Source organism: Ligilactobacillus sp. LYQ139 (genome assembly GCF_045033025.1).
In the GTDB taxonomy this organism is placed as follows: domain Bacteria; phylum Bacillota; class Bacilli; order Lactobacillales; family Lactobacillaceae; genus Ligilactobacillus.
The window spans coordinates 1-18,516 of record NZ_JBJFZW010000002.1; the positions used below are offsets into that span (position 1 = coordinate 1).

General features: G+C 35.9%; 21 protein-coding genes. 11 read left to right on the plus strand and 10 right to left on the minus strand.

Annotated features, from left to right (window positions below):
* Positions 1-931 precede the first annotated feature (931 nt).
* Positions 932-1,207 carry a DUF2992 family protein gene (locus ACI3E1_RS02190; protein WP_405024256.1) on the plus strand — a complete coding sequence of 92 codons (276 nt, stop codon included), beginning with the start codon at positions 932-934 and terminating at the stop codon, positions 1,205-1,207.
* Between the two features lie 50 nt (positions 1,208-1,257).
* Here ACI3E1_RS02190 and ACI3E1_RS02195 read toward each other — a convergent pair whose 3' ends face one another.
* The 4 genes from ACI3E1_RS02195 to ACI3E1_RS02210 form a co-directional block, all read right to left on the minus strand.
* Positions 1,258-1,386 carry a hypothetical protein gene (locus ACI3E1_RS02195; RefSeq protein ID WP_405024051.1) on the minus strand — a complete coding sequence of 43 codons (129 nt, stop codon included), beginning with the start codon at positions 1,384-1,386 and terminating at the stop codon, positions 1,258-1,260.
* Positions 1,387-1,797: 411 nt separating this feature from the next.
* Positions 1,798-2,463, minus strand: coding sequence for a hypothetical protein (locus ACI3E1_RS02200; RefSeq protein ID WP_405024052.1), 666 nt, complete (start codon positions 2,461-2,463; stop codon positions 1,798-1,800).
* A 2-nt stretch (positions 2,464-2,465) separates the two neighbouring features.
* A complete protein-coding gene (locus tag ACI3E1_RS02205) occupies positions 2,466-3,335 on the minus strand; it encodes an ATP-binding cassette domain-containing protein (protein WP_405024053.1) in 870 nt (289 codons plus the stop codon).
* Positions 3,313-3,699, minus strand: coding sequence for a GntR family transcriptional regulator (locus tag ACI3E1_RS02210; protein ID WP_405024054.1), 387 nt, complete (start codon positions 3,697-3,699; stop codon positions 3,313-3,315). The genes ACI3E1_RS02205 and ACI3E1_RS02210 overlap by 23 nt, the downstream gene beginning before the upstream one ends.
* Positions 3,700-3,988: 289 nt before the next feature.
* On the opposite strand from ACI3E1_RS02210, the gene ACI3E1_RS02215 reads away from it, so the two are divergent.
* The 5 genes from ACI3E1_RS02215 (at position 3,989) to ACI3E1_RS02235 (ending at position 8,371) form a co-directional block, all read left to right on the plus strand.
* Positions 3,989-5,422 (plus strand): DNA methylase, encoded by a 1,434-nt coding sequence (locus tag ACI3E1_RS02215; RefSeq protein ID WP_405024055.1) that lies wholly within the window; start codon positions 3,989-3,991, stop codon positions 5,420-5,422.
* The gene (locus ACI3E1_RS02220; RefSeq protein WP_405024056.1) at positions 5,419-5,580 is read left to right on the plus strand and encodes a hypothetical protein; all 162 of its coding nucleotides are present in this window, start codon (positions 5,419-5,421) and stop codon (positions 5,578-5,580) included. The genes ACI3E1_RS02215 and ACI3E1_RS02220 overlap by 4 nt, the downstream gene beginning before the upstream one ends.
* 249 nt (positions 5,581-5,829) lie before the next feature.
* A complete protein-coding gene (locus tag ACI3E1_RS02225) occupies positions 5,830-6,672 on the plus strand; it encodes a metal ABC transporter ATP-binding protein (RefSeq protein ID WP_405024057.1) in 843 nt (280 codons plus the stop codon).
* Complete coding sequence (locus ACI3E1_RS02230) at positions 6,669-7,466, plus strand: ABC transporter permease (protein ID WP_405024058.1); 798 nt, start codon at positions 6,669-6,671, stop codon at positions 7,464-7,466. The genes ACI3E1_RS02225 and ACI3E1_RS02230 overlap by 4 nt, the downstream gene beginning before the upstream one ends.
* A gap of 50 nt (positions 7,467-7,516) precedes the next feature.
* A complete protein-coding gene (locus ACI3E1_RS02235; protein WP_405024059.1) occupies positions 7,517-8,371 on the plus strand; it encodes a hypothetical protein in 855 nt (284 codons plus the stop codon).
* A gap of 113 nt (positions 8,372-8,484) precedes the next feature.
* Here the strand turns inward: ACI3E1_RS02235 and ACI3E1_RS02240 are convergent, their stop codons facing one another.
* Together ACI3E1_RS02240 and abc-f are read right to left on the minus strand one after the other, a co-directional pair.
* Positions 8,485-9,237, minus strand: a complete 753-nt coding sequence (locus tag ACI3E1_RS02240) for an alpha/beta hydrolase (RefSeq protein WP_405024060.1) — start codon at positions 9,235-9,237, stop codon at positions 8,485-8,487.
* Between the two features lie 239 nt (positions 9,238-9,476).
* Positions 9,477-10,958 carry a ribosomal protection-like ABC-F family protein gene (gene abc-f / locus ACI3E1_RS02245; RefSeq protein ID WP_405024061.1) on the minus strand — a complete coding sequence of 494 codons (1,482 nt, stop codon included), beginning with the start codon at positions 10,956-10,958 and terminating at the stop codon, positions 9,477-9,479.
* A 1,010-nt stretch (positions 10,959-11,968) separates the two neighbouring features.
* Here abc-f and ACI3E1_RS02250 point away from each other — a divergent pair.
* Complete coding sequence (locus ACI3E1_RS02250) at positions 11,969-12,184, plus strand: helix-turn-helix transcriptional regulator (protein ID WP_405024062.1); 216 nt, start codon at positions 11,969-11,971, stop codon at positions 12,182-12,184.
* Positions 12,171-12,614, plus strand: a complete 444-nt coding sequence (locus tag ACI3E1_RS02255; RefSeq protein ID WP_405024063.1) for a hypothetical protein — start codon at positions 12,171-12,173, stop codon at positions 12,612-12,614. Before ACI3E1_RS02250 ends, ACI3E1_RS02255 begins: the two co-directional genes overlap by 14 nt.
* Before the next feature lie 108 nt (positions 12,615-12,722).
* On the opposite strand, the gene ACI3E1_RS02260 is transcribed toward ACI3E1_RS02255, so the two are convergent.
* Positions 12,723-13,217 carry an isochorismatase family protein gene (locus tag ACI3E1_RS02260; protein ID WP_405024064.1) on the minus strand — a complete coding sequence of 165 codons (495 nt, stop codon included), beginning with the start codon at positions 13,215-13,217 and terminating at the stop codon, positions 12,723-12,725.
* Positions 13,218-13,710: 493 nt separating this feature from the next.
* A complete protein-coding gene (locus tag ACI3E1_RS02265; protein WP_405024065.1) occupies positions 13,711-14,070 on the minus strand; it encodes a hypothetical protein in 360 nt (119 codons plus the stop codon).
* Positions 14,071-14,260: 190 nt separating this feature from the next.
* On the opposite strand from ACI3E1_RS02265, the gene ACI3E1_RS02270 reads away from it, so the two are divergent.
* The 3 genes from ACI3E1_RS02270 to ACI3E1_RS02280 are packed head-to-tail and all read left to right on the plus strand — an operon-like array spanning position 14,261 to position 15,885.
* Positions 14,261-14,803 carry an NAD(P)H-dependent oxidoreductase gene (locus ACI3E1_RS02270; RefSeq protein ID WP_405024066.1) on the plus strand — a complete coding sequence of 181 codons (543 nt, stop codon included), beginning with the start codon at positions 14,261-14,263 and terminating at the stop codon, positions 14,801-14,803.
* Between the two features lie 19 nt (positions 14,804-14,822).
* Positions 14,823-15,128, plus strand: coding sequence for a hypothetical protein (locus ACI3E1_RS02275; RefSeq protein ID WP_405024067.1), 306 nt, complete (start codon positions 14,823-14,825; stop codon positions 15,126-15,128).
* A 25-nt stretch (positions 15,129-15,153) separates the two neighbouring features.
* On the plus strand, positions 15,154-15,885 hold the full coding sequence (locus tag ACI3E1_RS02280) for an alpha/beta fold hydrolase (protein WP_405024068.1): 732 nt from the start codon (positions 15,154-15,156) through the stop codon (positions 15,883-15,885).
* 217 nt (positions 15,886-16,102) lie between these two features.
* Here the strand turns inward: ACI3E1_RS02280 and ACI3E1_RS02285 are convergent, their stop codons facing one another.
* The gene (locus tag ACI3E1_RS02285; RefSeq protein WP_405024069.1) at positions 16,103-17,296 is read right to left on the minus strand and encodes an MFS transporter; all 1,194 of its coding nucleotides are present in this window, start codon (positions 17,294-17,296) and stop codon (positions 16,103-16,105) included.
* 204 nt (positions 17,297-17,500) lie between these two features.
* Complete coding sequence (locus ACI3E1_RS02290; protein ID WP_405024070.1) at positions 17,501-18,472, minus strand: hypothetical protein; 972 nt, start codon at positions 18,470-18,472, stop codon at positions 17,501-17,503.
* Positions 18,473-18,516: the final 44 nt, after the last annotated feature.

Here is an 18,516-nt window from a genome sequence, read left to right on the forward strand (position 1 = left end):
ATCATCAAATTTAACATACGCAAAATTCACGAATGTGTACACCGTGTGCACAATGTACCTCAAAGTACTGGTATTATAGGTTTTAAATATCCTGTACTCTCCTTTTTAATGAGTCATATGTTATCACAAAACCCCGTAAAACGTTGATTTTGCGGGGTTTTGTTTTTTGATGAATCATATGTTTTCGTATGTTTTTGAAATTCTGTTGCACAATTGTTGCACAAAATTGCACTTTATCCACGTTAGAATTAACGGAACTATGTATCAAAAAAACAACCTCCCGCCATCTTGGTGAGAGGTCGTTTTATCAATAATTCAATTTTTCACCCGGGTAAATCAGGTTCACGTTGCGAATACTATTAGTGAAGCTAACCGGGAAACGGACGTCCCTAGCCGGAGCGGTTGCCAAGTAATTGCGTGATACTTCATTTTACCCACTACTACCACTCTTTTCGATTAATATATGCTGTAATACAGACACAATGAGTATGAAATGTCGACGCACTCTGTCACGAAACCGTCTGGGCGTTCCGTTTGGAGCGCCCTTTTTTATTTGCTCTCCCTAACCCCGTCGATATAATAAAATATTGAATCATACCAGTAGAATTCAGAGAGACTAAACTACAGTGTCACTGGCGGTTTTTTACTTGTTCTTACCACTATGGTACTATTAACTCCGAAAGCAAAAACACAGTTCGGTTGGTAGTCCGGACGTCAGTTAAAACTGATCAGTATCCTTCCCCTCCGGGATGTCCCGCTTTCTTGATCTAATTTAAGGAGGGGACATGATGGCTATTCAATCTTGTCTAACAATTATTTTCGACGGCAGCTTTTACAAGGCCATTTGGGAACGCCACGATGATAAAAATTATTCGGTAGCATCGTTACACTTGGCAGTTCGGAGCCTAAAACGTCATTAATCCTAAAGCTGATAAATCAGAATTATCATCGGTTTCATTTTCATTATGAGCCAGACAAAACACGGATAATTACAAAACATATCAATCCCAAACGCACCCAACGTTTGGCCAACAAAATAATGAAATCACGCGGTATCAGTACTAAAGCACGATGCATTTTGCAAAAACAATTTGAAGAAAAAAAGAAAATTCGTAAAACGCAGCGTTCTACTGAGAAACGACTAGCACAAGAGCTTCGATATCAAAAGCGAATTACTAAACATTACAAAAAACATCGTGGTCATTAACACCATGCATGATCGTCATATAAACGATCATGCTTTTATTTTGGTTTTTGTTATCTAAAAAACTGCTGCATCACTTCGCCAATATCCACATCATCCGTTTTATCAGCCAACATATTAATTAAATTAGCACATGACGCTGGCGTTAACCCTAACTCACCGGGCAGCTGCTTTAATTTCATTGTCGCTGCATCTAAAAGCTGCGCAGCCGGGATTCGTTTATCCCCTTAAAAGTCCCGGCGTAGTTCACCCTTCCCGTCACGAAGAACTTCACCTGTCGAAAGGATTGCCGTTTTCTACATTACTTGTGCCTGTGCCCGTGTCCCTCCCCGTCCTTGTACGCCGTAATCAACTATAATAATGCAAAACGCTTTAACCAGCTGCATCCCCTAATCACCTCATAAAAATAAGAATGGTTGTTACCCACTCCATATTTTTTAAAACTATTAATACAGCACTGGTAATGTCCAATAAATGAATAGCGCCTATTTTTCGAATTATTGTCGTTTATTTGAGACCATCTCTCTTCAATTTATTTTATTTATAACTGCCTAAATTAAAAAACGTCCCCGTTTAGAGACGTTTCCTTTACGTTAACCCCGCCGCACTTGCATTAACCGTGCACACTCATATGAAACTGCAAACATTAACACTATCCATAACGTACACCCGACGTAAAAAGAGATGTACATGTTTGAACTAAGCACTCGTTGAATCAAACTAACTACGGTTGGCAGGCTACTTGCAATCTTAAAAAAGCCGTACAGGACCAAATATATAACAACTAACATTACTGCTTTTCCCAGTCGTTTAAATAGCGCCAAGAAGCTACTCAAGGCAAAAAACGTAGCTGTAACAACAAAGCAACTCACTACAACACTACTAATTAGTAACATTAAGATCCGTGCATTGGCATGTTGAACGCGCAAATTAACTACTGCAAAAATAGTAATTAATAAGGTAATTACTACTACTTCAATTACCTTCACCCACCAAAAGATTGTTCGCGAAAAACCTAACTGCGTTGCAACCAAATAATCTTTGTACTGCGTGAAGAATCCATACAGAAGTGATACTGCCAACATAAAAAAAATCAGGCCATTTATCATGCTCATCCAATACCGTGCTTCGATAATTGCTTTAAATCCGCTAATAATATTTCCTAAAAGCAATACACTAATAAAAATTGCCGTTGCGATAAAAACCTGACGCGCTCGATTATGACATGTACACCTTAATAGTTTAAAGACCTGCTTCATACCTATTCCTCCCCATTTGCCGTTAAAGTAATAAATGCTGTTTGCAAATCAACCGGTTGTACCGTAACCGTTTCAGGGATATTTTTCCCCCGTAATAATTCTGTTTTGACATTAACCATTACCTGCTGTCCAACTGTTATTGGATTAAATAAGTTAACTGATGATCCAAGTAAACGTTCAATCTCCTGTCGTGATCCCCGGATCTGTGTAACTTTCTTACACAGGTCCTCGGCCGACTGGTTAAATTGTAATCGTGCATTATCTAAAACCAACACATCTTCTACTAGATTCTGCACCTCGTTAATTAAATGAGTTGACAACACAAAAATGCGTGGGCGTTCATTATAGGTTTTAATCAATTCGCGGTAAAACGTATTACGCAGGGCAGCATCTAACCCCAATGTTGGTTCATCAAGTAAAATAATCTGCGCATTAGTACAAAAAGCTAAGATTAATTTAGCCGCCGTTCGCAGCCCCGTTGATAAATTTTTAAACCGTTGATGTTCATCAATTTGGAAACTATGTGCTAATCGGTGTGCTTCTTCATAATTAAAATTCCCGTATGCGACATCATTATATTGGTATAAATCCAAGACAGTTTCCCATCCATAATACATTGACGAATTGTCATTCATTAAATAAATCTGATGTAATTGATGAGAATTATTATGCAGCGGTTGCTCATCGAGTAAAATAGCTCCATCACGAAACAACAGCCGATCGCAAATACAATTTAACAATGTACTTTTCCCAACACCATTTCGGCCTAACAAACCATATATTTTGTTACCTGTTAGCTCAAACGAAATATCCTCTAAAATTGGTTGCTGATTAAATGTTTTTGTAAGATTATTTACCGTTAACCTCGTCATCATAATTCCCCCGCTCAATCATGTCCAAGAGACTTTTTTTCGATATATGCAATTTCTTAGCCTCCCGTAACATTCCTTTGACGTAATCCTGATAAAAACTTTTTTGACGCTGAGCCATGACTTTTTCATAAGCTCCAACACAAACAAACATTCCCATTCCACGACGTTTTTCAATTAAACCCGCACCAACTAACAAATTCATCCCCTTTAACACTGTTGCTGGGTTGATACTTAATTCCTGTGAAAGCTGTGTTGTAGAAGGAACTTGTTCTCCCTCAACCAACTCCTGCACAAAAATCATTTCCTCTAATTGATGGGCAATTTGGCGATACAATGGCTCTTTCGTATTAAATTTAAACTCCATTACCACACCTTCCGTCTTAAGTGGTTAACTGCTTATGTAACTAAGTATATAAGGTTCCACCACTTTGTCAATTATTTTTTTCAAAATTAAAAGCGACAAGTATGTAGCGATCGCCCAACTAGCATTATTACTCACAACATCCTAATCACTTTACTTTTCTTAGTACTACCAATATAACCAGCAATATTAGTTAGTTCAGAATCGATGATTCTTTAATAAGAGAGTTGATTTTAAGACAAGAAATGACTATATTAGTATATGCGAACACTTGTTCGATAGGAGGAATAGCATGAATAAGGTTTACATTGCAATTGACTTAAAATCTTTCTACGCCAGTGTGGAATGCCGTGCCTTAGGCTACGATCCGTTAACCACTAATCTAGTAGTTGCTGATGAATCGCGCACAGATAAAACTATTTGCTTAGCGGTTTCTCCCGCTCTAAAAGCCTTTGGTGTTCCGGGACGCCCGCGTCTCTTCCAAGTTAAAGAAATTGTTCGTCAGTTTAACCACCAACGAGTGCAACGGGTGCTGGGTAAACGACTAATTTATTCCTCAATTTACCGTCCCGATATTTTACATAACCCAGCCATGGGACTAGATTTTGTGGTTGCCAAACCACGGATGGAATTATACGAAGATGTGAGTGCCCAAATTTTCGGGATCTATCTTAACTACATTGCACCGGAAGACATTCACGTTTATTCGATTGATGAAGCCTTTATTGACGCCACTGGATACCTAACAATGTACGATTGCACGGCCCAAGAGCTCGCCGACCGGATGATTAACGACGTCTTTAATGCTACCGGAATTACTGCCACTGTCGGAATCGGCCCGAACCTTTACTTAGCCAAGATAGCGATGGATATTATGGCTAAACGGATGACGCCGACACAGACGGGTTACAAGGTCGCCACTCTATCGGTCAAGGAATACCGGCAACAACTATGGAACCACCAACCCCTCACAGATTTTTGGCAAATCGGTCCCGGTTACGCGCATCGGCTTAATCAGTTAGGGCTGCATACTATGGGTGAAATCGCCGCCTGTTCGGTGGGAACACTCGACCAGAAATATAACGCGGACCTCCTCTATCGGACATTTGGCATTAAGGCAGAATTATTAATCGACCATGCTTGGGGCATGGAACCTTTAACCATTCAGGACATTAAACAGTACCGTCCTGAACATCAAAGCCTTTCGGTCGGTCAGGTATTGCCCCGCCCGTATACGTTTGCCGAAGGATTAACGATTATTAACGAAATGAGTGCGGAGCTTGCTCTACGTTTGACGAAACACCGCCAAGGAGCCAAGCAAATCATCCTCAGTGTTCGTTACGATAAAAAAACACCGGTACCCCTAACGAAGCATCGGCTACACGCAACGGTTAACCTACCGCAGCGAACTAACTTAACATCTATCATTCAACGAGCTCTCCGAAACGCCTTCTGCGACCAAGTTAACTCGCACTGTTTAATCCGGAAAATTAGCCTCACAGCCATTGATATCCACGATCACTTTACCCAGGAGTTTGAATGCTTACAAACCAATCTGTTTGAACAGAGAGCGCCACGTAACCACCACAAAGAGGAGCAATTACAGCAAACCACCCTCGATATTCATAGTCGTTTTGGAAAAAACTCCCTACTCACAGCTGAGGACTTAGCACCCCACGCCCGCACACAAGAACGTAACCAACAGATTGGAGGACACCACGCATGATATACAATCAAGCTACATTAATTAACGCTGACTACCAATCCCACCTCCGCTATCCGCGAATGCCCAAAAAAGAACGCGCGGCAATTTTCTTGCCGTACGCCGCTTTAAATGGATTTGAAGAAAAAATTCAATATGTTTTAAAACAGCATGGTAATTAAAAATAAACAAAAATCATAGAAATTTATTCATTATGTAACCGATTGTGTACCACACATCAACACTGATTCAGTGCTATAAAAAAGATAGATAACAATTAATAGAATTTCACTACCTAAATTTCATAATTACATTAATATAACATTCATAATAATCGATATATCACTAATAAATATATACGTTTTAATGCACTTATGATTCAAGAACACATGATACAATAATAAATATCTACATAAGAAAGTTTGATTCATATGAAATACGTGGAAATAAACCATTCAAATTTAGGATACGTAGAAAAAGACACTGATGTAATTCTAAGGGATGTGAATCTCAACCTTAAACCTGACGGTATTTACGCCTTAGTCGGTTCAAATGGCGCCGGTAAATCAACGTTAATTAATTCAATTGTCGGTATTTTACCACCCATATCGGGTGAGATTTCTGTTATTACAGATCAAAACGATGATATGCCCACTTTTAGCAGAATCGGTTTTTGCCCTCAATTTCCCTTAATTGACTGGTATACAACCGTAATAGATAACATAATATTAGGACCAATGTTATCCGGAAAAACATTAAAAGAAAGCAAGAAAATTTCTGATAAATATATCAATATGATGCATATTGGCGATTTAGTAACTCGTCCAATTGATCATTTATCTGGCGGGCAACAACAACGAGTACAGATTGCACGAGAACTAGCTAAAGAACCTGAAATTTATCTTTTAGATGAACCTACTACAGGTCTCGATGTAGAAACTTCTGAAGCTCTATTCAAATATTTAAAAAGAAAAGCAAAAGATACCATCGTCCTGATTTCCAGTCACGATCTTACAATTATTGAAGAATATGCCGATAACATTATTTTCATTGATGAAGGAAAAATAAAATTTAACGGTAAAATGCACGAATTTTTACAAGGGAGGAAATCTACTAACAAGGCAAAGATCCGTTTTGATAATGGTCAAGAAAAAGAAATATTAATAACAAATTTATCAGATGAGTTATCGAAATCAAAACAGAAAATAACGAATATCAAAGTATTAAATCAATCACTTCGCGACATCTACTTAAACATCAAGGGAGAAAAATGAAACCAACTAATTTTAGAAACGAGTCGCTTGGCATCAAGGGTATGTACGTTGTATTGCTTAATGAAATCAATGCTTTTAAGGCAAATAAAGGTAAACTATTATCAATGACAATGCAACCAATATTGTACTTTGCCTTTTTAATCGTCGGATTAAATGCCACTTCTGGAAAGATAATATATGAAGGCCGCTCTATGCCCTATACAGCGTATGCTGTAGTAGGCGTACTCAGCCTAATCATGACAACTCAAATGTCAGAGTCACTTTACCGTAGCACCATTGATAAACAATTTGGGCTAATGGCTATTAAATTCATAAGCGGTGTCACACCGTTATATTATATACTAGGTATGAGTATCTTTCCTTTTATCGGCTATTTATACCAAAGCGCCATTTTATTTATTCTTTGTATCCCCTTCAAAATCCTTAAATTCGCAAAATTTTTACCCCTAAGTATTTTACTGGGATTATTTATGTTACTCTTTTGGACCTCTCTTGGAATTTTCTTCAGTACTCTATTTAGGAATTATCAACAACGGGACATTTTTATCCAGTTAATATTCACTCCCGTTACATTTACCGCCCCCGCATTTTATCTTGAATCAAAGGCACCCTTGTATATCAAAACGTTAGCTAATATAAATCCTATGACGTATCAATTACAGGCTTTAAGAGCGATTGCCTATGGTCACTTTAGTATTTTAAAAACTTGTATTGCCGTCTTACCTTCAATTTTGGCACTAATTTTCGTAAGTTTTGCATTACGGAAAATAAGACTTACACTTCAAGAAAAGTAATAATTATTTGTACTAATATTAGTCCTATTTCTAACCAGGAGGTACTACAAATGAAAACGAACTTCATAAAAACTAAATATGGTAATTTCGCAGTAAAGAACTTTTCCGCATCTCCCTCTTCTAAAAAGGGAATAATCTTTTTCTCTGGATTAGGTGTTAACAGCGCAATATATGATTATTTTAACCTTGCTAATAATATAAAAAATGAGTGTGCAAACCTTAATATCATATGCGCCGATATGCTTAACTGCGGATTGAGTAGTAAATCTTCAAACCAAAATAGAAACATTAATCAGATTTCAACAGAATTAAACAGGCTTTGCAATGAACTACAGTTGGAAAAATTAATAATTGTTTGTCATAGCTTTTCGGCAATCTACCTTTTGAATATTATCAATAATCCCCAATCATTTATCTCAAACTATCAAATTAATGGTTTAGTTACAATCGACCCTACAAATCCCCAATTTATGCTCGAGAACTCATATATTTTTAACGAAATGTTATCTGAAGAAATAAAAAATAAAGAGCTTGTTCAAAATGGCAAATCACCAGATATTCGCCTTGACGACGTAAATCCATTACTTCCCGATAAATTAAAAAAAGATTGTTTATCTCTATATCGTTCTCTATCGGGAAATGATCAATTAATTGCTGAAATTACTAATGCAAAAGACAGCATTAATAAAGTGGCATCACTTACCGTTCCTAATGCGTTACCAACGCTCTGTTTTATTTCTACTTTAAACTCTGATGAATATACGGAAAACAATCCATATTTCAATAAGAATAAATTATCTATGGAAGTTAAACTTAACGGTCACCACTACCTACACTGGTTATTTCCTGAAGTTATATCAAGGAACATTACTGAATTTTCATTGAATTTATTGGAAAACAACTAAAAGAACGGGAAAAATTCCCGTTCTTTTAGTTTAACTTAACATATATAAAAAAGCGGTAGAATACTGCTATCACCTATTTTAATGTCCCTCATCTCATTTTGATACTCGGTTACTTATTTCCTTGAAATAAAGTCAATAACCTTCCCTAACATCGTTTTTCGTTCATGCCCAGTGAAAATATGATTACTCGTATTGACCCGCACAACATCCATTCTGCCAGAATAAAATTTCTGATAACTTTTTTCGACTTCCTGTGGAACATATTCATCATGCAAACTTTGACAGTATAAAACCGGTCCTAAATACTTGGAGATTTGACGAATATCACAATTAATACATTCCTGAATAAATGCTTTTCCAATAATCCTATCAATCCGGTTAACATATAGGTTATCAGGTAAACAATCCGTATCAAACGCGGTTCCTAATAATCGACCACGATTGATTTCTGCTAATATTGAAATAGCCGGTGCAAGCAGTATTAGTTTATCTACTTTCAACATTGACGCTGCTAGACTAGCGATTAGTCCACCTTCTGAAAAACCCAATAACGTAATCTTAGCCATCGGGTACAAACTCCGCGTCATTTGAACTACCGCAACAACGTCACTCAATTGCGATGATAACGTCATCTGTTTAAACGCCCCGTCACTTTTCCCACAACCATAAAAATCAAATCGGATACTACAATAACCCGCACGCCCCAAATCCTTGGCACAGTCAGCCATTAAAGAACCAGCTGTTCGCCCACAATCTGCTCCAAATCCATGCAGCAAAATTATAATATCGGTTATTAATTTTTTATTAGGAACATCAATATACCCCCGCAGGATACTATTATTCCTTTTACATTCAAATTCTTTCAAACTTATTTTTTCATCTCACTACTCATAATTTTTTATGCTGATATTTAAATCATAACGTTCAATGGATTGATTAGTAATATAAGTAATATAGAAAATTTTTATACCCCACACCATAAACATTAAAAAAGCAACATACACTACACTTATTCTTTCGAAAATCTGCACGAAACTAATCGTTCGCTTTTATAATATTGCATTTACTTGAACACCAAACGGTTTTACCGATTACCCCACGGATACTAACTGTTTTTTAATTCTATCTTTTTGCCGGCAATTTTATTTATAAAATCAACATCATGATCAATAAGTAACATCGTAGGAGAAAATTCCAATATCATATCTTGCAACTGTTGTTTGTTATAAACATCTAGATAATTTAACGGCTCATCCCAGATATATAACTCGGCGTTCTCTGTTAACGATTTTGCTAACGCAACCCGTTTTTGTTGCCCGCTACTCATATGTTCAATTCTTTTATTAAACATCCTTCTTTTGAAACCCAATTTATGCAAGTTGTTCAAAAAAACGTTAAAGTTAATCCTATTCGTCTGGGCAAAATCTTTCAATGAACCCCGATAATTAAATTCTTGGCGCACGACGCTTATTTTTAGGTCCTTAGCCTTATGCAAAGATCCGACTATTTCACCTTTAAAGTCCCCTAAAATAGCGTTAATTAAGCTTGTCTTTCCTACCCCGTTTTCCCCAACTAATGCAATGCAATCATTCCTTTTTAGTTCGAAGCTTATCGGCACAAATAACTTATCGTTACCGTAGCTCAACGAAAAATCCTGTAGTCGTAGTAATTTTTCTTTTCTTGTAGGACTAAAATTTAAACTCAACTTATCCATAAATTCAACATCATTCAATAAACCTTTTTTATCTTGTATTTTATGATCAACTGCCTTCTTCATGTTGTTCATCTTCTTCATCAGCCTTGCTGATCTAGCCCCTTCAAATCCCTTGTCCTTTTTTGCATTATCCTTCCGTTTATTTTTCTCTTTCTCCCTTTTATTCCCCCATTGTTTCTTTTGATTTAGCGAATTTGTTAGTGTGCCAATTTCCTTCTTTATCTGAATATTATCCTTTACGTTTTTTTCATCACGGCGTTTCTTCTCCGCCTTAAAGATTTTATAGTTCCCCCGATACAAATAAATGTTTTTGTTCTCAATACTTAATATATGGTCACAGACTGTATTTAAAACTTGTGAATCATGACTAACCAGAATAAAGCCACTTTTTTTCAACAGGTATTGCGCAACTTCCTGTCTTCCTTTCCCATCTAAATGATTCGTGGGTTCGTCTAATAACGGGAAGGAGTCACTTTCTATAAAACAAAGCGCTAACAATATCTTGGCTTTTTCTCCACCTGATAATTTTTTAAACGGTTTCCATAACAAATCTAAATCTACGCCCATTAAATTTAACTCACGTTCTAACTGCCACTCTTCAAACTGGCTAACCTGTTGTAATGCATAGAGGGTATAATTATCAACATCACGTACTTTATGGGGATAGTACGTGAATGCTTGTTTGTGATCAATTTTCCCCTTATAATCCAAATTTCCCCTCAAAAGATTTAAGAAGGTTGTTTTCCCCCTTCCATTTCTTCCAATTAACCCTAAGCGCCACGAACTATCTAAATTTAAATTAACGTTATCAAATAATGGTTCATCTTGATCGTCGTATTTAAAACTTAGTCTTTTAATTCCTATTGACCCCATTAATTTTTATTCCCCTTCCTTTTTACTCGATTATATAACAATTAGACTTATAATTATGTTTTAATATGGCAACAACCTTATTTGCCTCAATTTGTTAGTCTAAATAAAGTTTTAGATTTTATTCTTGTAATCCATAATCAAGCTACACTAATTAACGCTGACTACCAATCCCATCTCCGCTATCCGCGAATGCCTCAAAAAGAACGCGCGGCAATTTCTTTACCGTACGCCGCTTTAAATGGATTTGAAGAAAAAATTCAATGTGTTTTAAAACAACGCGAAAAAAATAGGCAAAACATATGAAAGTTTGCCCAAACAAATTTAGCCTAGCTTTTTTCGTAACTATTTCTTAAACATTCCCCGTTGGTTTTGCACGTTTTTATCACATTTGACATGTATACTCATTGATAGTAAAAAATTGACGACACCCAGTAGACTGAGAAATAAAGAGATAACTACTGGTAATGTCGCCGTTTAGTAAAAATATGTTGTGAGCCCATAGGGAAAAAACTTGGAGACAGAATTTCTCTGGCTCACTCGTGTAGGATAGCATATGTCCTGTTAACCGTCTACTTAAGTTTTATAGCGGTTTTAAACGGTTAATGTACTTATTATGGACTGTCTAACTCGATTATTTTGTTGTTCGCAAAATAATATAGGATCACTAGGGTTTTACTCTAGTGATCTTATTTTTACGAAAAAACGGTAATATTGTGTCCAATGCTGCAGCATATCTAAAATGATATGGGACAAACATCAGATTCCTGCATTTAAAGTATTGCGTATAAAATACACTCTATTATTTTATAAGTACATCCTGAAATGCTTATAAAAATAATATCTAGCTTTCACCTATTCTATGTTATGCCTGGGGTTGGTTCTCCAAAAACATGCTAAATAATCTCCCATAATGGATATATAGTTATATCAGTGTTAAATATATTTGACACCAGCACAACGCTAATATATAACTATATGTGTAAAATAAATTTTACATCGGAGGTGGCACCGTGCAAAATCGAATCTTGCAGTTACGCAAGCGATACGGCTATTCACAAGGAAAATTAGCAGAATTAGCTGGCGTAACCCGCCAAACAATTAATGCGATTGAGAATGCAAAATATTCCCCTTCATTAGAGTTGGCATTCACTTTGGCTAATCTTCTTAACGTAACCGTTGATGAACTGTTTACAATGAAAGGTGTTGATAAAAATGACATGGATTAAAAAACAATTATTACTCAGAGCAATTACAATGACGGGCCTTTTAATTTGTTTTTGCGGCACGGTAATCTTCGTTAATACTCACATTCCATTCGCAATTTGCTCCCTTTCAATGGTAGCCTTTGCGTTTACTCGAATATTCATGCTCCACAAAAAAGCGCCAAATTCGCACCAAAGATTCTGGGCTTTACACGCCCGCCCAACTTATCCAATTGGTGATGAACGCGAACAAAATTTAATACTAAGCGCCGGTTATATTGCTGGACAAGCAACCATGGGAGTAGCGATCATCATTATTTTCATATTATCGTTTGCCAATGCTACTACAGCTTTAACGGTTTCTCTCCCTATTGTTGTGACGATTATCATAGCAATTATAATTGCTCATGAATGGTTGGTTCTAGGGTTTTATTGGTATCTTACTAGTAAATAATAATCATTCTGACAGCACTTTAAGTCCAACGTTTTTGCAAAGTAAAAAGACGAGAGCTTCGACTCCCGCCTTTTTTACAACTATTACAGATGAATCAACACTATCTATTTAATTATCACGCAACGTCAAAAAACGGTTATCCCACATCTGGTAATAATAAGCTAACATCTTTTCCGCTGACAAAAATTCATTATCATAAGTTGATGTGGTCCCCTTATACATTGTCAATGAATATCCTAAATCATGCGCTACCCGAATCGTGGTATCTACACAGTATTCAACGCATAACCCGGTAATTTCTAATTCAGTCACGTTTAGCCCTGCTAACGTTTTCGTTAACTCCGTCTGATAAAAAGAATCAGCATGGTACTTTTGCACAGTAATATCTTTATCAGCGCAATAATCAATTAATGGTGTTATCTGCCACTTTTTTGTCCCGGTAACTAACTCTTCATCATTGTGTTGAATAAAAACTATCGGACCCCGTTGCTTCCGAAATTCATGAATTCGGTTGTTAACAGCCATAGTTACCTTTTTTTGATTATAAAGCTCCTGAGTACAAACACCATTTTGCATGTCAATTACTAACAACGCTCGCCCCATGTTAACCCTACTCCTCCTGTTAATCTGATAAATACATTTTTAATTTTTACATGTGGATAGTCTACCACGTAACAAATAAACATAGAACCTTCTCGACAATATTTAATATATACAAAGACGGCGTTAACAGAAAGAACTCACTATCCGTTAACGTCGCCTTTTAAAAGGACATAGGGCGTAATTGCAAACATGCTAATAAACGGTAAAAAGGAGATTGTTTTGCTATGGTGCCTTATGTACTTCTATCGTTGTGGAGTATATCACTTTATTTTTATGATGGAAAGAACAAATTAAATAATGCAGTAATCTAACACCGTCATAATATCAACGCTCTCTTGGTTCTCAGAATGACTGAAAATTTCTCCCAGTAAAAAAATAATGACACACAATTATTAACGGCTATAAATGTCAGAATTTATGAAATCCTTGGTATTACTGTTTCTGGTTAATATCAGATGGCCTTACTGCTTAATACAACGCAATTTCAATTTAATTACTGCCGAACCGCTACGTTGATTTGCTGAGCAAGTGCTGTTGGATCAGTCACTCCTAGAATTAGTTGCTCGTATTCAGCGTCATGAAGCTGAATAACAAGTGGCGTTTGCGTTCGCTTTACATTAAGAAAAAGCTTACGGTGATCTTGATAATACGTTCCGGCGTAATAAACCCCCGGGATACTCGTCCCTGGTGACCGAAACGCTTTTAAAGGACGGGAAAAAATACCAGTAGCAACAGTTGCCTTTGTAATACATTTTAATGGGACAGTTATCTTCCCCTTAAGCGTTAAAATATGCCCCATCCCTTGTGGGACAACCGTTAAAGAATCATCCGTCAATTTAACCAAATTTTTCATAATAACTCCCCCATGGCAGCTTTAGTTTGTTTATCAACATAATACTTATAAACAAACTAATTGTCTACCATAATTTTTACATTTAAATAGATATTAATTGTGTTTTCATATAATTCTGTGACACTTAATAATCAAAATGTTATAATCTACAACGTTAATCAAAACTAATCCCTAGCAAAGGAAGATTAAAATGAAAACGTTGATATTAGCACATCCATACGATAAAAGCTTTTGCCATGAAATTTTCAATATAATTAAAAATCATAATCCTGAACTACAAGTTATTGATTTATATCGAGATGGATTTAACCCAACTACCTCTAAAGAAGAATTGTCGCAATATAATTCTGGTACCGTTATGGATGAATTAGTAATTAAATATCAAAAACTTTTAAAACAAACAACAGATCTAATTATTGTTACTCCTATTTGGTGGAATAGTATTCCTGCAATTTTAAAAGGCTTTTTTGACAAAGTGCTCAGCAAACATTTTGCATATGAAGATTCTTCAATGGGCGTCAATGGAAACTTAAAAAACATCAAGAAAGCTCAAATAATTACGACCTCAAATTCACCGGTTACATATTTAAAAATAAACGGAGTTAATCACGTACTTAAAATGACCTTAAAACAAGTTGGAGTATCAAGAATAAAATTTACCCAATTGGGGTCAATTAAAAAAACTACCTTGAACGATAGGAAACACTTTTTGAATAAGCTGATTAATGAATAGTTTTTAAGGAGGAATTACAATGAAAATCAATCTGCACGATTATGTAAAAAAGCATTATGAGAGCGGTGATTACGATAATGCTTATTCATCCTACGATTCTAATCAACGTCGGCATGAAGATACTTACAAATACGACAACGTTACAAGAGACGAAACAAACGACTTCGATTTAGGGTATAAGAAAGGACTATCAGATAGTTTTAACAAGTTTAAATTTGTTCCACTAAAACTTTTGAGGTGGATTAATCAACTTTTCAATGGCAAACTGCACGAAATTATTGATTATATAGAAGGATATCGGAAGGCATACCAACATAACCATTAATATTAATTGAAAGGAATCCCCCAGCATGATCACATACCAAGCCTATGGTAACTCAAAAAAGCCCGTCTTATGCTTACTCCCAGGTGCTGGATTGGGTGCATGGGCTTATCAGCAAATAATTCCATTAATTTCAAAAAATTTCTATATAATTATTCCCGAAGTTCTCCCCAACTTTACAACAATGACGGATGCAAGCCAACAACTACATGAATTAATTACCGCTAAATTCCAAGGTCACATTCAAACATTAGCGGGATTAAGCATTGGCGCTCAAATTGCATTAAACCTAATTTCATCTTATCCCACCATATGCACTAACCTATTATTGGAAAGTTGTGCTGCTTTTCCTCAATCAATTCATAAAGTAATTAAACCACTTACTAGTTTAAGCTACTCCTTGACACGATTCACGCAATTCAACCGGTTACAAGCAGCTGCCCTTCATTTACCATCAAATGAATATTCATCCTATGACCAAGAAGTTAAAAGCATTTCCAAACAAACACTGATTAATACGTTAACGGCAAATACAACGTTTGACGCTAGAAAACTCATCCCCATTGACTTTAACGGAAAAACATTTATTGTATATGGAACAAGTGAGAAAAAAATAATTATTAAATCAAGCCATTACCTTTTGAAGAATTTCCGTAACGCTAAAATCATCCCTCTAACTAACTATTACCACGGGGAACTCACGCTAACCCATCCGGTCGAATTCACTCAAATGATAAATAAACTCAATAATTATGATTAATATTGGTGATATTGTATCATCCCTGTTTTTTATATTAACGTCACCGTATTAAGAAGATGACAATACAGCCTATAGTGGAAAAAATTAGCAAGATTTCGCAATACTCCTATTAAACTTTAGCAATAGTATCGTATAAAAAATTCTTATCAAACTCTATTACTGAGGGAATACATGCTTATTTTAAGCAGTATGCTTTACATTCAAGCAATATAATTGATCATCTCGTTTCCTTTCTAATGGACGAAATAATAACCGATCCGATTATACCCAGTGCAATAACCTGCATACATCCCCAATTCAAATAAGGAATTGTTTTTCCAAAAATAAAATCTGCGATGGGTGTTAAAAGGGAACACGCAACAAACAGAACTGAAAAAACACGGCCCAAAAATTCTTTTTTAGCACTCAACTGAATCAACGTAAATGCTTTAGCGTTAAACTGCGTTTCAATGTAACCGTTAATAAACGCCAACGCTATTAACGCCGGGTAATTTTTCAAAAAACCGACTATAAAGAATGCAATGCCTAAAATAATGATGTCCGTTTTAAATTTTATTTCTTTTTTACCATTCTTTTTACTAGCAGATAAAATTATTCCGCCAATAACTCCCCCTACGGCAGTTAAGCTTAAGATAAAACTATACTGACTACTTCCCCTGTTCAAAACAGTTTTAACAATGTACGGCAGCAATAACATAAAACCTTCCATAAAGAAGTTAATCAGCATTACCAGCACAATTAAACTGAATAGCGTTATTTCTTGTTTAACGTACCGTAAACCTTTTAAGAGATCAGCGATAATTGTTGCTTCTTTATCAGGATGAATGGTTACCCTGTACCTAACAAATAACGTTAACCCACTAGATACCAAAAAGGTTATCCCGTTTATAAAAAGAAATTCTTTAAAGTTATTACTATGATTTGCAAGGACCGCACCGAGTAATGGACCACCAATTTTTATTAAGCTTGACAATGTATTTTGAATAGAATTAAAAGCTTCAATTTTATCGTGAAAAAGAACTTCCGGAACGATCGCTTTTGCAGCGGGTGAATTAAAGGACAAAGAAACGTTCAAAACCGAGCTAACCAGAATTAACAAAGCGGTATGTTCGATTGGATTACTAAACAACAACCCGCTTAGTATGCATACAACTGCACTAAGAAGATCAGCTATCATCATAATGGCCTTTCGGTTCTTTGAATCAGCAATCGGCCCCGCAATAATATTAGAAACGATTAAAACAAGCGAACTTACCCCATTAACCAGCCCCAGCAGTCCTGTATTTCCGGTTAACTGGACCAAAAACCAATTCAATCCGTAAGAATAGATAATATCGCCAAGCAAAGAAATTCCATAACCCGTCAGGAGAAATAACGGTGCAGTTACTTGTTTTGGTGTTTTTTGTTCCATAATTAACTATTCCTCAAAATATTTTGTAACAAACCGACTAAGATATTATCCTTACACGGCATAACAACCACATTACGCGGCCTATTGCTAGCACTTTTAAGATCACGAGTAACAGTGTCCGTATCCCTCGCCTCACCCCAAAAATTAACGGCAAAGTTCAAATTATCCCAATAATCCCTGATTTTCCCAAAAATAGCCGCTATTTTAATTTCCAATTTTTTGATACTTATCAATTTGCTTTTCTGTCCAATAAATTTCCGTCTTTTTAATGTGTTTTCCTGCTTGATGATCCTTTTTTTCGTGCTGTCGCATTGTTAAATTATATTTGGCAGCCAATTCTTGCCGTTTACCAAATGGTTCGTTTTCACTTGCTTCGTCAGTTAGATAATCATAATCATAACTTGAAATTGATTTACCGTTAATTCCAATTAAAACAACATTATCTTGAATATTTTGCGCATCCCCACATACATCTGTTTCGTTCAAGGTGATTTTTGAAGTTGGAATGACTGCAAACTTTGCTGTTTTAATCCCCGATACATCGGAACTCAATTCTGACAACTGCTCATTTTCATATGATTTTCGATTCTTAGTGTATTCTTTTTTCATCATTACTAATGTTGACCGCTGTTGGGTTATAGTTATTATTCCAATACTTCCAATTAATCCGCAACTAATAATTACAATTACCCATAAAGCAGCCCTATTCTTTTCCCGTGACCACTTCGCGCGATTAATTAAGATCAATAAAACGATTCCTAACGCAGTACTAATAATCAAACAACTTAATGAAACAAACCGCCAAGTAAAAGCATAATGATACTGAATTCCACCCTCGTCATCATAAACAAATGGGCGGTGAAAAAGGCCATTAAAAGTAAACAAATAAATAATATTAACGATTATGGAAGCAATCATCAATATTTTGCTTCTCTTTATTAGCGTAATCCCCATTAAAATTTCCGGAATAATATAAATTACATATGCTCCTCCTAACGTAAAAACCAATATCCAAGGACCAGCACCAGTTAAGACATACCGCGCACACCAAAACGAACCAACTAACCCGGTCAAAATAAACCCAATTACAAGACTAACGAATAGCTTTTTAGATAATGGTGAACCGTTCTTAAAAACACTACGTTGGTTCTTTAATTTTCGTTTTTCTTCAGTCATCGTTATTAACCTCCATTAATATTGGAATTTTGAATATCAACAGA